General features: G+C 60.6%; 11 protein-coding genes. 8 read left to right on the plus strand and 3 right to left on the minus strand.

Annotated features, from left to right (window positions below):
• Positions 1 to 96 precede the first annotated feature (96 nt).
• From F1529_RS13240 to F1529_RS13265, 6 genes are all read left to right on the plus strand, one after another.
• Positions 97 to 915, plus strand: coding sequence for a lysophospholipid acyltransferase family protein (locus F1529_RS13240; protein ID WP_155135340.1), 819 nt, complete (start codon positions 97 to 99; stop codon positions 913 to 915).
• Positions 916 to 1,050: 135 nt separating this feature from the next.
• On the plus strand, positions 1,051 to 2,643 hold the full coding sequence (locus F1529_RS13245; protein ID WP_155135341.1) for an FAD-binding oxidoreductase: 1,593 nt from the start codon (positions 1,051 to 1,053) through the stop codon (positions 2,641 to 2,643).
• A gap of 39 nt (positions 2,644 to 2,682) precedes the next feature.
• Positions 2,683 to 4,245 carry a glycerol-3-phosphate dehydrogenase/oxidase gene (locus tag F1529_RS13250; protein ID WP_155135343.1) on the plus strand — a complete coding sequence of 521 codons (1,563 nt, stop codon included), beginning with the start codon at positions 2,683 to 2,685 and terminating at the stop codon, positions 4,243 to 4,245.
• Complete coding sequence (locus tag F1529_RS13255; protein ID WP_155137457.1) at positions 4,245 to 5,807, plus strand: FGGY-family carbohydrate kinase; 1,563 nt, start codon at positions 4,245 to 4,247, stop codon at positions 5,805 to 5,807. Before F1529_RS13250 ends, F1529_RS13255 begins: the two co-directional genes overlap by 1 nt.
• Positions 5,808 to 5,868: 61 nt before the next feature.
• Entirely contained in the window at positions 5,869 to 6,846 is a 978-nt protein-coding gene (locus tag F1529_RS13260; protein ID WP_230457794.1) for a hypothetical protein, read from the plus strand.
• Positions 6,847 to 6,850: 4 nt separating this feature from the next.
• On the plus strand, positions 6,851 to 7,285 hold the full coding sequence (locus tag F1529_RS13265) for a MerR family transcriptional regulator (protein ID WP_155135345.1): 435 nt from the start codon (positions 6,851 to 6,853) through the stop codon (positions 7,283 to 7,285).
• Between the two features lie 116 nt (positions 7,286 to 7,401).
• Here the strand turns inward: F1529_RS13265 and F1529_RS13270 are convergent, their stop codons facing one another.
• Entirely contained in the window at positions 7,402 to 9,381 is a 1,980-nt protein-coding gene (locus F1529_RS13270) for a sodium:proton antiporter (protein ID WP_155135347.1), read from the minus strand.
• 461 nt (positions 9,382 to 9,842) lie between these two features.
• On the opposite strand from F1529_RS13270, the gene F1529_RS13275 reads away from it, so the two are divergent.
• The gene (locus tag F1529_RS13275; protein ID WP_155135349.1) at positions 9,843 to 11,024 is read left to right on the plus strand and encodes a multidrug effflux MFS transporter; all 1,182 of its coding nucleotides are present in this window, start codon (positions 9,843 to 9,845) and stop codon (positions 11,022 to 11,024) included.
• Here F1529_RS13275 and F1529_RS13280 read toward each other — a convergent pair.
• Positions 11,001 to 13,412, minus strand: coding sequence for an ABC transporter permease (locus tag F1529_RS13280; protein ID WP_370457023.1), 2,412 nt, complete (start codon positions 13,410 to 13,412; stop codon positions 11,001 to 11,003). The two genes, F1529_RS13275 and F1529_RS13280, sit on opposite strands and share 24 nt — an antisense overlap.
• Entirely contained in the window at positions 13,405 to 14,082 is a 678-nt protein-coding gene (locus F1529_RS13285; RefSeq protein WP_155135351.1) for an ABC transporter ATP-binding protein, read from the minus strand. The genes F1529_RS13280 and F1529_RS13285 overlap by 8 nt, the downstream gene beginning before the upstream one ends.
• Between F1529_RS13285 and F1529_RS13290 the strand changes: the two genes are divergently transcribed.
• A complete protein-coding gene (locus tag F1529_RS13290; RefSeq protein WP_155135353.1) occupies positions 14,081 to 14,707 on the plus strand; it encodes an arylesterase in 627 nt (208 codons plus the stop codon). The genes F1529_RS13285 and F1529_RS13290 overlap by 2 nt on opposite strands.
• The last annotated feature ends 2 nt before the right edge of the window (positions 14,708 to 14,709 follow it).

Consider the following 14,709-nt stretch of genomic DNA (forward strand, 5'->3'; position numbering starts at 1 on the left):
TTTAGGCCTGAATGAACCATAGCGGTAGTGTAAAAGCTGGTAAAGTGCCGGCGTCACGACTGCACCCAATTTGATCAAATCATTACAGGATATCGCTTGGCTATTCAGGATTTTTCCCCGCCATCGCTGGCGACAATGGACCGGCTGCTGGCTGTGTCCCGGCACTATTTTGCTCCCCGGTTATTGGGTGCCGACAATGTAGACCCACAGCGCCCGGCGTTGTTTGTGGGCAATCATGGTCTGTACGGCCTGATTGATTCCCCGCTTTTCGTGCTGGAGCTGTACCGGCAAACCGGCGTTTTCCCCAGGGCCCTTGGAGACCGGGTGCATTTCCGGGTGCCGGGCTGGGGGCCATTGCTGAAACGCTGGGGGGCGGTGGAAGGCAATCCTGACAATTGCACACAGCTGATGCAGGCCGGCCAGCCGGTGCTGGTCTTTCCCGGTGGTGCCCGGGAAGTGGCCATGCGCAAGGATGAAGTGCACAAGTTGGTGTGGAAGAAACGTACGGGATTTGCGCGCATGGCCATCGAGCACGGCTACGACATTATTCCGTTTGCCTCCGCCGGTTGTGACGAAGCCTACCGGGTACTGGTCGACGGTAACGATTTCCAGCAATCCTGGCTCGGCCGTACTTTGCTGAAGCGCCCGCGGCTCGACAAGCTATTACGCGGCGGGGACATGTTTATGCCGTTGAGTCGGGGCGTAGGCCCCACCTTGATTCCCAAGCCGGAGCCGCTCTGGTTCCAGATTGGGGAGCCCATTTCTACCGCTCCCTGGGCCGGCAGAGAAGGGGATGCAGAGGCCTGCTGGGCGGTGCGTGAAACCGTCGCGGCCTCAATTGACGGCATGCTGGATTCTCTGAATCAGGAGCGCGCGATGGCTCGCAAGCAAGGCTGGCGCCGCTGGTTGCTCTGACCTGATCGCCAGCTCTGCCCCTGCCTGTTGTTTCGCACATCCTCCTTTGTCACAAATAGTCCATGCAATGTCCTGCCACGCCAGTGAAAGCCCGGCGTGTCAGGACTACTATGGGGAAAAATAAGGAGTGTATGCATGCGACGCTGGAATGGCTGGGGTGACAGTAACAATCACTATCCGTTAAAACCGTCAGGGCTGGCTTTTATTCAGTCCCGCCTGGGCCGGGCGGAGCCGCTACCGGACGCGGAAATGGCAGCAGTGATTGCCCAGGTGCCGGCGTCCCGGTTGCCGGACCATCCGGGCGTGAAGACAGACCCGGAAACCCGTCTGCGCCATGCGCGCGGGCAAAGCCTGCCAGACTGGCTGGCCATGCGCTCCGGCGAGTTCGAACGATTCCCGGATGGGGTTGCCACGCCCTCCAGCAGCGAGGAAGTTCGCGAACTGCTCGATTGGGCGCTGGCCCAGGGCATTACCGTGATTCCCTATGGTGGCGGTACGTCCGTGGCAGGGCATATCAATCCCCCCGATGGCGATGCACCGGTTCTGACCTTGAGCCTGGCGGCCATGAACCAGTTGATGGATCTGGATACGCAAAGCCAGATCGCCACGTTTGGTGCGGGAACACCTGGCCCCAAGGTCGAGCAGCAGCTCCGTGAGCGGGGCTACATGCTGGGGCACTTTCCCCAGTCCTGGGAGCTGTCCACCATTGGTGGCTGGGTGGCCAGTCGTTCCAGCGGCCAGCAATCCATGCGTTATGGCCGCATCGAGCAAATGTTTGCTGGTGGTCGAGTGGAAACGCCCAAAGGTACATTGACGATTCCTACCATTCCGGCCTCATCAGCTGGGCCTGACTTGCGGGAAATCATCCTCGGCTCGGAAGGGCGCATGGGGGTGATCACCGAAGTCAAAGTGCGGGTCACGCCCTTGCCGGAAACGGAAACGTTTCAGGTGGCCTTCGCCCCCGACTGGGATACCGGCAAAGAGCTGGTGCGGCAGATGACCCAGGCGAAGATACCGCTTTCCATGCTGCGCCTGTCCAATGCAGAAGAAACCCGCACACACCTGATGCTGGCCGGCCACGAAAAACTGGTCGGTATTTTGCATCGTTACCTGAATGTGCGTGGCTGCGGTGACGGCAAATGCATGATCACGTTCGGGGTAACCGGCGACAAGGCCCAGGCCCGCCACGTGCTTGCTCAGGCTCGCAAGCGGATCCGTCAGGCTGGTGGCGTCATGGTGGGTACCCTGCTGGGGAAAAAGTGGGAAGAGTCCCGTTTCCGCTCACCGTACCTGCGCCACGGTTTGTGGGAGCACGGTTATGTGGTCGATACCTTTGAAACCGCCGTGGACTGGAACCGGGTAACCCCGGCCATGGTTGCCATGGAACAGGCGGTGCGTGATAACGCGGGGGACGGCGAGCAAGTGCACGTCTTTACGCACCTGTCACATTTGTACTCGCAAGGTTCCAGTATCTATACCACTTATGTGTTTCGCTGCGCGGACAGTTACGAAACCACGCTGGCTCGCTGGCGGGTGCTGAAGCAGGCAGCCTGTGAGGCCATTGTGGCGAACGGTGGCACCATCAGTCACCAGCATGGCGTAGGTCGTGATCACGCGCCCTGGTTGCACCATGAAAAAGGTGAGCAGGGAATGGCGGTGCTGAACCGGCTGGTCGACCACTTCGACCCCCTGCATCGCCTGAATCCCGGCTGCTTGATCGACGACTGATACGGGCACGATTCGCTTACGACCAACAGGGAAAATTTTATGCTCGGCCAACGCCGCACGCTGACAGAACTGGCCACACCCGCCACACAGGGCAAGCCGCAATGGGACCTGATCGTCATCGGTGGCGGCATCACGGGTGCCGGTGTCATGCTTGAAGCGGCCCGTCGCGGGCAGCGGGTGTTGCTACTGGAACAAACCGATTTCGCCTGGGGTACCTCCAGTCGTTCCTCCAAAATGGTGCACGGCGGCTTGCGCTACATTGCCCAGGGCGACATTGCCCTGACACGCCATTCCCTGCTGGAGCGTGAACGGTTGCTCAATGAGTTGCCGGGCCTGGTAGAGCGGGCGACCTATCTTTTCCCGTTGCGCAAGGGGGTATTCCCCGGGCGCTGGCCCATGAAGGCGGTGTTGTGGCTGTATGATTTTCTGGCCGGTATTCGCGACCACCGTTACCTCAATCGGGCGCAATTGTTAGAGCGGGTGCCCGGGCTGCGGGATCAGGATCTCACCGGGGCCATGTGCTATACCGACGCACTCACCGACGATTGCCGCCTGGTTATGCGCACGCTGCTGGAGGGCGCGCGCCATGGCGGGGTGGCACAAAATTACGCTCGTGTCGTTCAGGCAGAGCGGAGCGAAAAGGGGGAACAGGGCTTCTCTGTTACCGTTGAAGACCGGGTCAGTGGTGAACTGTCCACGCTCAAGGCGACTGCGGTGGTGAGTGCCACCGGCGCCTGGGCGGATCGTTTTTCCGGTACCGAGGCCAGGGTGCGGCCATTGCGTGGCAGCCACCTGTTTATCGACCCCGCCGTATTACCGGTCAACGATTGCCTTACGGTGATGCATCCCGAGGATGGCCGGCCGGTGTTTGTCTTTCCCTGGGAAGGGGTGACCTGTGTGGGCACCACGGACCTGGATCACCCCCAGGACATGGATATTGAGGCCGCGGCCAGTGACCGGGAGGTGGTCTACCTGCTCAAGCTGATCAATACCCAGTTCCCCGGCCGAAACGTAACCCGTGAACACATCTATTCGACCATCGCGGGGGTGCGCCCGGTTATCGCCTCAGGCAAGGGTGTGGATCCGTCCAAGGAGCGTCGGGACCATGCGGTTTGGGGTGAGAATGGCATTGTCACCGTCAGCGGCGGCAAGCTCACTACCTTTCGGTTGATTGCACTGGATGCGCTGTTGGCCACCGGTTTGATTGACGATAAAGAGCACCGGCGCAGCCAGAAAAGCAAAGCGCGGGGTTTTGAGCCCATCGAGAATGCCCCCGAAGCCGTGGAGGCGTTTCTGCATGCGGACCAGACGAATCCAGCCTTTATTGAGTGGATTCTGGCCCATGAATCGGTGGTGCATCTGGATGATCTGATGTTGCGTCGTACCCGCCTTGGGCTGCTTAAGCCCGCCGCAGGGATCGCGGTGCTGGCGACATTGCGTGCGCAAATCCAACAGGCCCTGGGCTGGGATGACACCCGCTGGGACAAGGAGCTGATCCGCTACCGGCAGATTCATCAGCGCTACTATGGCGTGCCCACACCTGCTGTCGACGCTGCTGAGTCGAACGTTTCGGCCGAGATCCGGGAGAAGCAGGCAGGATGATGGATGAGCCGCTGGTACTGGCGCTGGATCAGGGCACGCAAAGCGTGCGTGCCATGCTATTCAATCGCGACGGCGAGCTGATCGCCCGTTACCAGCAGCATATCGAGCCTTATTTCTCCCACGAGCCGGGCCAGGCAGAGCAACATGCCAGCTATTTCTGGGAACAGCTCGGACTCGCTTGCCAGGGGCTATGGGAGCAGCACGGCGCACTCAAACATCAGGTTAAAGCGGTGGCACTGACCACGCAGCGCGCTTCGGTGGTGTGCCTTGATGAACACAAGCAACCGATACGCCCGGCGATTATCTGGCTGGACCAGCGTCGCACGGATTCCATCCCCCGGCTGCCCTGGTGGCTGGCCGCCCCGGTGACAGTGATGGGGCAGGGGGAAACCCTGCGGCAGTTCCAGGCCAAGGCCGAGTGCAACTGGCTGGCCGTGGATGAGCCTGCGCTGTGGCAGAAAACCCGACACTTTTTGCTGCTGTCGGGCTACCTGACCTATCAGCTTACCGGACAGCTGCGCGACTGTACTGCGTCGCAGGTGGGCTACATTCCTTTCGATTACAAAGGGCGCTGCTGGGCGCCGCCCCATGACCTTAAATGGCAGGCCTTGCGGGTTCGCCGTGAACAGTTGCCGGAGCTGGTGGTGCCCGGCAAACCACTGGGGGTGATCACCGAGCAGGCCAGCCTTGCCACGGGTATCCCTGAAGGGCTGCCCCTGATTGCCTGCGGCGCCGACAAAGCTTGCGAAGTATTGGGGGCGGGCGCGTTCACCCCGGAAATCGGCAACCTGAGTTACGGTACCACCGCCACGTTCAACACCTGCAACGCGCGCTACGTGGAGCCGATCACCTTTGTCCCGGCCTACGGTGCCGCCGTGCCCGATCGCTATAATTCCGAAATCATCGTTCAGCGCGGTTACTGGATGGTCAACTGGTTCAAACGCGAATTCGGGCAACAGGAAGTGCAGCAGGCCGAGACACTTGGCGTGGCACCGGAAACGCTCTTTGAAGCCTTGCTGGAAGAGTCTTCGCCGGGCGCCATGGGGTTAATGCTGCAGCCATTCTGGAATCCGGGCGTGCGCATTCCTGGCCCAGAGGCCAAGGGGGCCATTATCGGGTTTGGCGATGTACACACCCGCGCTCACATGTACCGGGCGATTATCGAAGGCATTGCCTATGCCCTGCGCGAGGGAAAAGAGCGGCTGGAAAAGCGTAACCACATTCCGGTCACCTCCCTGCGCGTGTCCGGCGGTGGCTCGCAAAGTGATGCGATCATGCAGATCACCGCGAACATCTTCAATTTGCCTGCAGTGAGGCCCCACACCACGGAAACATCCGGTCTGGGAGCTGCGATCAATGCGGCTGTCGCTTTGGGCCTGCACCCGGACTATCCCTCTGCGGTGGCAGCAATGACACGCCCGGGCGACACCTTCCTGCCAGAGGCGGCCCCGGCACGTCACTATGACGCCCTGTACCGGGACGTCTACCGCAAGTTATATCCCCGGCTGGCGCCGTTATATCGTTCCATTCGCCGCATTACCGGCTATCCGGCTCGGGTTTAATCACGCCCGGGCTATCCCCTGTGGTAGGGTCTTCCCTCCATTGTCTTCACGGTTTATGTTCATGTTCCGCTGGTGCTCAACGCTGTCTCTGCTTGCCTCTTTGCTGCTGCCTTTGCCTGCGCACAGTGACGATAACAGCAACACCCTGAGCCAATTACGGGCCGATCTCTCGCAGGGCCAACTGGATGTGCTGCTACAGCGCCAGGATATCGTGCCGCTACCGGCGTCGACCATCAAACCCTGGGTACAGGCGCAGCCCATCGACCGTTTTGCGATCACTGGCTTCAATGAAAGCGACAGTCGTTTTGCGGCACGGGTACGGCTGCATTTTCCCGGCGGGGGAATCAGCTTTCTCCGCCTGGAAGGCACCCCGGCTACGCCTTACACCTTGACCGACTGGTACGACTATAGCTCCGGGCTGCGGCTAACGGCGTTACTGAAAGAAGGGCGCTGGTTGCAGAGTGAGAGTGGCAAGGCGTTTCTGGAGGCACTCGGCGAGTCGCCAAACGAGGCTCGGGTGGCCAATTTTGCTGAAGGGCGCTCCGCAGCCCTGACCTTGTGGCTGACCCAGTGCCTGGGCAAACCCTGTGAGCGCATCGCGGCCACCCATCAGCTTGAATCCGAACAGCCGATGATCTGGTTGTTGCGCCGGGCCATCGCCAGTGGCGACACGGATCAGTACCGGCAACAGCATGGTGCGTTGCTGGGCGCACTGGGCGATGATGCTTACCTGTGGTGGCTGGAAGGGCAGTACGCGCTGGAATTTCAACAGTGTGGCTGGCTGGCCGCGCCATTGCGTGATGCCTGGCAGCGCCATGAGGATGAGCTGTTGCTGGCTGATGTGGCGCTGCAATGCACACTGAATCACACGCCGGAACAGACTGCTTTTGGTACCGCGCTGACCCGGCAGCTGTCTGTCGCGACCATCATGGATTCTGTAAAGGCGTTTTTTGCCGCCCATAGCCGGCCGGTGCCACAAAGCTGGCAGCTGTGGGGGCAGACCTCTCTATCACCCATACTGCCCGCTGATCAGGAGTAACCACATGCGTGTATCGGAACTGGCAAAACAGGGGAATACCACCGCTGAAACCGTTCGCCATTACACGGATATTGGTTTGCTGTCACCGAGCCGTGACAGCCATAACGGATACCGCTATTACGGAGCAGAAGATTTACGGTTGTTGCGCTTCGCCCTGAAAGCACGCTCTCTGGGATTTACGTTGGGCGACATCCAGTCCCTGACCCAGGCATCCCGTGAAGGGGAAACGCCTTGCGGCCAGGTCCGCACCTTGATTGAAAACCGGTTAACGCAGGTAGAGGCCCGCATTGCCGAACTGCAGGCGTTGAGCACGCGTATGCGTGATGCGATGAATGAATGGCAGGGCGCGCCTGATTGCCGACTGGATGATGGCCGGGTATGCGGCCTGATTGATTCGTTTGTGGGTGATGATGCCGAACAACAGCGCAACACAGGCTGAGTCTTGCCGACTGTCTGGAAACGCCTGATTCCGTTGGGGCGCGAGTGGTAGAAAGAGTCGCAAGCACGCGCCTGTCGCCTCCCTTTTTGGCGACAGGCACACACTTGCAAAGGGCGTTATGCGCTTGGCGCTTTCTGTGGGTTTCCTTTCTCTTTACCCGTGGTGGCTGACCCGGACTTGTCCTTGTTGGATTTGTCGTCAGTTTTCCCGGTTTTTCCTTCTGCTTTGCTGTCCGCTTTGTTTTCCGCGGCGGTTTTCTCGGCGGCGGCTTCCGCACGGGCTTCAGCTTTCTTTTCTTCCTTGGCGGCGTCTTCTTTCACCAGCCCAAGAATATGCCAGCCGGCCTTGGGGTCGGGCTGTTCTTCTGCGGAGAACACATGGATGCGCTCGCGGGCATCAATAGCAAATAGTGGCCAGACCTGGCGCCCCGGCGCTTCCTTGTAGGCCTGGAAACTGAACTCTTCGGTGAGGCGTGTTTTACGGATTTCCGCCCCCTGGCTGAGCAGGCTGGCCAGCCGTGCATAGGTCATATCCGGCGCAAACAGGGTGGCACCACGGTGCTCCGGCGCCACTTCATGCTTCACTTCCTTTTCCGTCTTCTGGGTGGGCAGGCTGAAAATGTTCTGCTCCCCGAATTCCAGCCGATAGCGCATGGTCGCCATGGTATTAAGTTCACGGCGGGGGCTGAGGCCCAACAACTTGCCATAGCCCACCAGATCCAGATATTGATCCGCATGCTGTGATACCGGGTTGCCGTAGAACGTCCCCAGCCCCTCCATCCGGGCAGAGCGAATGGATTCCCAGCTGGAATCGGTGACGACCACCGGGTATTGGTTTTTCTGCAAGGCCGCACCAATGGCCCGGGCCACCGGGTTGGCGCCGATGATCAGGAAGCCGCGTGCGGCAGGTTCCGCCACTTTCAGCAGGCGGGCTAGAGGCCGAGCGGTGAGGCTCTGCAACGCCACCGTGCCGATAATCACCATAAAGGTGAGCGGCACCAGTTTTTCTGCTCCGGGCACACCGTTTTGCTGCAAGCGTTCGGCAAACAGGGCGGAGATTGCCGCGGCAACAATGCCGCGCGGAGCAATCCAGGCGAGCAGGGACTTCTCTCGCCAGTTTAGCGATGAGCCCAATGTGGATACCCAAACCGACAGGGGGCGCGCCACGAACTGGATGATCGCCAGTACCGCCAGAGCGGTGAGCCCAAGCTGACTCAGTTCGCTCATTTCCAACCGGGCCGCCAGCACGATAAAGAGGCCGGAAATCAGCATGACGGACAGGTTCTCCTTGAAGTGGAGAATGTCGTCGGTACGCACGCCTTTGCGGTTGGCGAGCACGATACCGGTGACGGTAACCGCAACCAGCCCGGATTCCTCACTCAGGCCGTTGGCCAGAACGAATTCACCGATGATCGATGACAGCACCAGAAAACTGCGCAGATATTCGGGGATCAGGTGGCGACGTAACAGCTCAGCAAGCCCGAACGCCACCACAGCACCAATTGCGGCGCCCACACCAATGGTCTGAATGAACAGCCAGAGCGTATGAAGCACCGCACCATCCTGACCGCTCGCCACCACCAGCTCGTAGGCCAGTACCGCGAAAATCGCCCCCAGCGGGTCGATCACGATCCCTTCCCAGCGCAGCAGTCGCGCCACGCTGCTTACCGGCCGCACGCTACGCAACAGGGGAACAATTACGGTCGGGCCGGTCACCACCACCAGGGCACCGAACAGCAAAGCCAGCCCGAGCGGCAGCTTCAGCACCCACCAGGCGGAAACCGTCACGATACTCCAGGTCACCAAGGCACCCCAGGTGACCAGCCGGCGCACCGTTTTTTCCAGCCCACGAATTTCATCGAAGCGCAGGGTCATCGCGCCTTCGAACAGGATAATGGATACCGCCAGAGAGACACCGGGAAGCAGCAGGTCGCCGAACAACTCCTTGGGTTGCAGTACGTCGAAAAACGGGCCAAGGGCAAGGCCGGTAAGCAGCAACGGCAAAATGGCGGGGAGCTTGATTCTCCAGGATAGCCACTGGCAGGCGAACGCAACCACGGTGATGATGGCTAACTGGAAAGGGACGCTTAAATCCATGAAGTTCCTAGGTGATGAAACGAAATCCACATCTGACGAGCGCTTATCCATGGGCCGGCGAGACGGGGTATTGACGGTGCCAACAGGGCAGGCGCATATCGCTGCCGGCCATGCTGCCACGAGGTAAGCCGCATTATGCATGATTGCCGGTGTCGGTAAACGTGTATTCCGGCACGGTGCGTCGGGCGGGCTACCTGCTGAGCCGGGTAATAGTCACAGCCCACCAGCTGCGCCGCAACTCGTTTTTTCGGCTTTTTATTCAAAGAAAATGAATTGGGTTCATAAAGTAACTGAAAGGGGCTGGGCATTGCGGTACCATTCCGGGCGATTGCGCTCCTGGAGGTGTAATTCCCGGCATCGTTGATGCTGTTCTGGGGCCCCCAGCCACCCTGTGCATCATTCCCAATCCGGTCGCGCGAGGCGAGACAACCTGCACTCGCGGACCAGCACCAGGATCTTCCATGCAAAATCTGTCTCCCGGCCGTTTGGCATTGCTGCTCGCCACGCTGGTGGCATTGGGGCCGCTAGCCATCGATACCTACCTTCCCGCCTTGTTGGCCATGTCCGGCCATTTCTCCGTTGAAATCCATGCGGTTGAAGTGTCGGTGAGTGTCTATGTGCTGGGGGTGGCGGCAGGCCAGTGGCTGGGCGGGCCACTGTCAGACCAGTTCGGGCGCAAGCCGGTGGCCTATGTGGGCCTGACCCTGTTTATCCTCGGCTGCCTGAGCATCCCGTTGTCTTCGACTATCGATATGCTCTACATGCTGCGGTTTTTGCAGGCCCTGGGCGGGGGCGCCACGGTGGTTATCGCGGCGGCATCGGTGCGGGACCACTTTACCGGCAAGGAAGCCGCCAGGGTGATGACCACCATTGGCCTGGTGATGCTGGTGGCGCCTCTGGTCGCGCCGGCAGTCGGTGCACTGCTGCTCAAGCTGTTTGGCTGGCAAAGCATTTTCTACATGCTGGCGATGTACGGGTTCATGCTGTTCGGTATTGTGCGTTTTTTGCTGCCCACCGTGGCGGTGAAGCCGAGTAGCGAACCGCTGCGCCAGCGCATGTTTCTGGCCTACGGCCGGGTGCTGCGAAACCGTCAGGCCATGGGGTTTATTCTGGCCAACGCCCTGGCATTTGCCGCCATGTTCACCTTCATTACCGATGCGGCGTTTCTCTACATGGAATACTTCGGTATCAGCCCGGAACAGTTCCCGCTGTATTTCGGCGCCAACGTGGTGACCATGCTGGGCATGAACCGCTTGAACGTCTTGCTGCTGCGCCGGTATTCCAGTGCCGCGATCATGCAGGTGGCGCTGACGCTGCAGGTGATGGCCTGCGCGGCCATGCTGGGACTGACCCTCGCCGGGATGCTGACCCTGTGGCTGGTAGTGCCGCTGATCATGATCGCGGCGGGCATGGTGGCGCTGATCATGCCCAATGGCATCGCCAGCTTTCTCAACCTGTTTGATCGGGACAGCGGCGCCGCCACCGGCCTGAACGGTGCGTTGCAGTTCCTGCTGGCCGGGCTGATCGGGACCGTGTTGGGCATGCTCCACGACGGCAGCACGCTGCCCATGACCGGTTTGATGGCCGCCAGCAGCGTGGCGGCCTGGGTGGCATTTTCCCTATTGGCTCGCCGACAGGCCTGAGCCTTTCGGCATCAACGGTGGCGCCAGCAGGGCGGCCACCGTGACCAGTCCGGCCACGGCCCACGGCAGTAACAGCCAGCCGCTCAATGGCAACTGACTGTCGAACAGGCGCGCCCCAAGCGGGATCAGCGCTGCCAGATGGATCAGGTTGGCCAGCAGTGCGGCTCCGCCGAACAGGTAGAACGCCTGCAAGGCCGCGGTTTTGCGCAGCAAGGCACGGCGCCCGCCGATAACGATCAGCAAGCGGTTGTCCCGGCGCAGGGCGTCGGTCATGGCCAGCAGAGCGGCCATCAGCACCAGCAGGGCCGCGAGCAATAACAGGACACCGACCACAAAGGCTGCTCGGCTCGCCTGGGCAATAATGTCCTGCAGCGTGGCCAGGATGGCGTTCACGTCCAGCAGGCTGATTTGCGGAAATTGCTGCACCAGTTCGCCCAGCTCGCCCTGTTGATTTTCAGGAAGGAAAAAGCTGGTGATCCAGGTCCGCCCCTGGCTCTTCAGGGTGTCGGGGGAAAAGATAAAATAAAAATTGGGAGCAAAGCTTTCCCAGTCCACCTCTCGCAATCCCACCACGGTGGCACTGATTGCCGGGCCAGCGCCGGTGAAGGTAAGCGAGTCCCCAAGCTTGAGTCCCAGCGAGTCCGCCAGTTTGCTTTCCACAGTAACTTCCTGAGGGCCGCTGGCCCAGCGACCTTCGGTGAGGATGTTGCTGTCCGGGAGGGCATCCGCTTCGGTGAGAGACAGGTCCCGGTTCAGGGCGCGCTCCGCTCGGTCTTCTTCCTTGGTAACGGCGCTGCGCACGGGTTCGTCGTTAATGGCGGTGAGCCTGGCCCGAACCACCGGATAGAGTGGTTGCGACTCGCTATTGTGTGCAGCAAGCCAGTCATTGAAGGCGTCCAGATCCTGATCAAAAAGATTGATCACAAAATAGTTGGGCGCTTGTTCCGGGAGTGTTGCCCGCCAGTCGCCCAGCAACTCCCGGCCGGTTTGCACCGACAGGGAAAGCACCGTCAGGGAAATGATCAGCGCCGCCAACAAGGGCAGGGTGGTTGCCTTGCGGCGACTCAGGCGGCGCAGGGCCAGCCGGGCAGGCAGGCTCAGGCGCGTACTGAAACGATCCAGCAGCTGCACCAGCGGCCACAAAATCATCGGCAGCCCTAGGGAGACCGCCAGGGTGAGCAGCAATAGCGGCCACAGCGCGGCCAGTGAGCCGGTCATGATGGCGGCCAGGGGAATAGGGGTAATAATGGCGATGAGCAAAACCCGCCGTCCCAGCCGGGTCGGCGCTTCACGCCCACTGAGTAGTGCGGTGGCGGGCAGTGACAGGCTGACCCACAGCGTGGGTGCGGCAAAGCCCAGCCAGAGCAGAATCGGCCCCGCTAGCCCCCAGATGATCGGCGCCATGAATAGCTGTTCCGCACCGAGCAACGCGGAGAGTTGCCAGCCCACCAACACCGCAAGCGCGACACCGGCAACAATCGGCAACAACAGCGCAAGCACATCACCACCCAGCAGTCGCCTGACGATCTGTTGCTGCCGGGCGCCCACGGTTTTCATCACGGCACATAATGTTTGCTGTTGCCGTGCACGATGGCTGGCGGTGAGGTAAATGGCGGCGGCGCACAGTAGCACGACCAGCATGACCGCCAATTGCGACCACAGGAACATTTGCTCCACCGGGCCACGGCTACGCAAGTCGGTGGTGGCGACGGTTTCGATGGACTGGTCCGGACGCAGGGTGGCGCTAAGCACTTCATCCAGATGGCTGCGCTGTTCTGCATTCGCGGCGACCATAAGGTGGTGCCGATAGCGGCTCCCCGGGCCAAGGACGCCGGTGCTCTCCAGGTCAGAGAGATGTATAAGGGCGCGGGGATTCATGCTGTAGAAGCCCGCCTGTTGGTCCGGCTCCTGTACCAGCACCTTGTCGATCAGCAAGCTACGCTCCCCGAGCGTGATGAATTCGCCGGTTTTCAGACCCAGCCGGTCCAGCGCCTGACCGGCCAGCCAGACCGTTCCCGATGCGGGGCCATGGTCCACGGCGTAAGGGTCGCTGAAACGGGAGTCGCTGACCGATAGCTCACCATAAAGCGGGTAGCCGCCGGACAACGCACGAATGCTGGCCAGCAAAAACTGGTCTTCATTGATCAGCACGCTGGCAAAGCTGGCTGCCTCGGCATGGGATAAATCGGCAACGGCCTGTTGCTGAGCGGCTTCCGGGAAGCGGGTGCCTTCCAGAATCCAGTCAGCCCCCAAGGCCACGGCGGTGCGTTGATTAAATCGCTGGTCCACGCTGTCACGCAGAATCAGCATGGCAGTCATGGCAAAGGCAGCCACCAGCAAGGCCAGGGCCTGAACCCGAAACGCGGGGGATCGCCAGGGTTTAAACACTGAGGCGGCCCTCCGTCAGAGAGACGGAGCGCTGGCAGCGACCGGCCAGCTGCGGGTCATGGGTGACCAGCACCAGCGCGGTTTTTTGCTCCGCGTTCAGCGAGAACAGCAGGTCGGCCACGTGTTCACCGTTAGCGAAATCCAGACTGCCGGTGGGCTCATCAGCAAACAGCAGGGCGGGTGACACCACAAAGGCCCGCGCAAGGGCAACGCGCTGCTGCTCGCCACCGGAAAGCTGTGCCGGGAAGTGATGCTGTCGACGCCCCAGGCCCACCTGTTCCAGCCAGTGCATGGCCTGCTCCCGGCGCTTCTCCCGGTTGAGAATTTCCAGCGGCAGCATGACATTTTCCAGGGCGGTGAGATCGTTGATCAGCTGGAAGTGCTGAAACACAAAGCCGCACTGTTCGCCGCGCAACCGCGCCCGTTCATCTTCATTGGTCTGGCTGAACGAAGCCCCATTCAGCTTCACGTCGCCGGCGGTGGGCACATCAAGACCGGCCAGCAGTGACAACAAGGTGGATTTGCCGGAACCGGAGGGGCCGGTAATGGCCAGGCTGTCACCGGCATTCACTTCAAGCGTGATATCCTGCAGCAAATCGAGCCCACCCTCCGGGCCTTGAACGCGCTTACTGACATTGTGGGCAAGCAAAACGGGAGACGCTGTATTCATGGCAAGATATCTTCTACTGGTTCAATTGTTGTGCCTGACGGTATCGGTTCACGCCAGCGGTGTGCTGATACTGGGCGATAGTATCAGTGCTGCCTACGGCATTGAAAAGTCAGCCGGCTGGGTTGCACTTATGGACCAGCAGTTGCAAGAAAGGTGCCCGGATTATCCCGTCATCAATGCATCGGTTAGCGGTGAAACCACCGCTGGCGGCAAAACACGTTTGCCGGCGCTGTTGGCACGCCATCAGCCGGAGCTGGTGGTCATCGAACTGGGCGGCAACGATGGTTTGCGCGGCCTCTCGCCCATGGCCATGGCCAGCAATCTGGAGCAAATAGTCATGCTGTCGCGGGAAGCGGGGGCCACCGCGGTGCTGTTGGGCATGCGCATTCCGCCCAATTACGGTCAGCAGTACACGGCCTTGTTCGAGCAACAATTTCGTGACGTTGCGCAATCCACATCCACCCCCTGGGTACCGTTTTTTCTGGATGGCGTGATTGAGCAAGGCTGGGTGCAGGATGACGGCATCCACCCCACCATTGATGCCCAGCCGCTGTTGCTGGATACCGCCTTGTCAGTGATAGAGCCGCAACTGCCGAAGCGCTGTGAGGTCAAGGGCGATCAGTAAAT

The organism is Alcanivorax sp. VBW004 (genome assembly GCF_009718865.1).
GTDB lineage: Bacteria > Pseudomonadota > Gammaproteobacteria > Pseudomonadales > Alcanivoracaceae > Alcanivorax.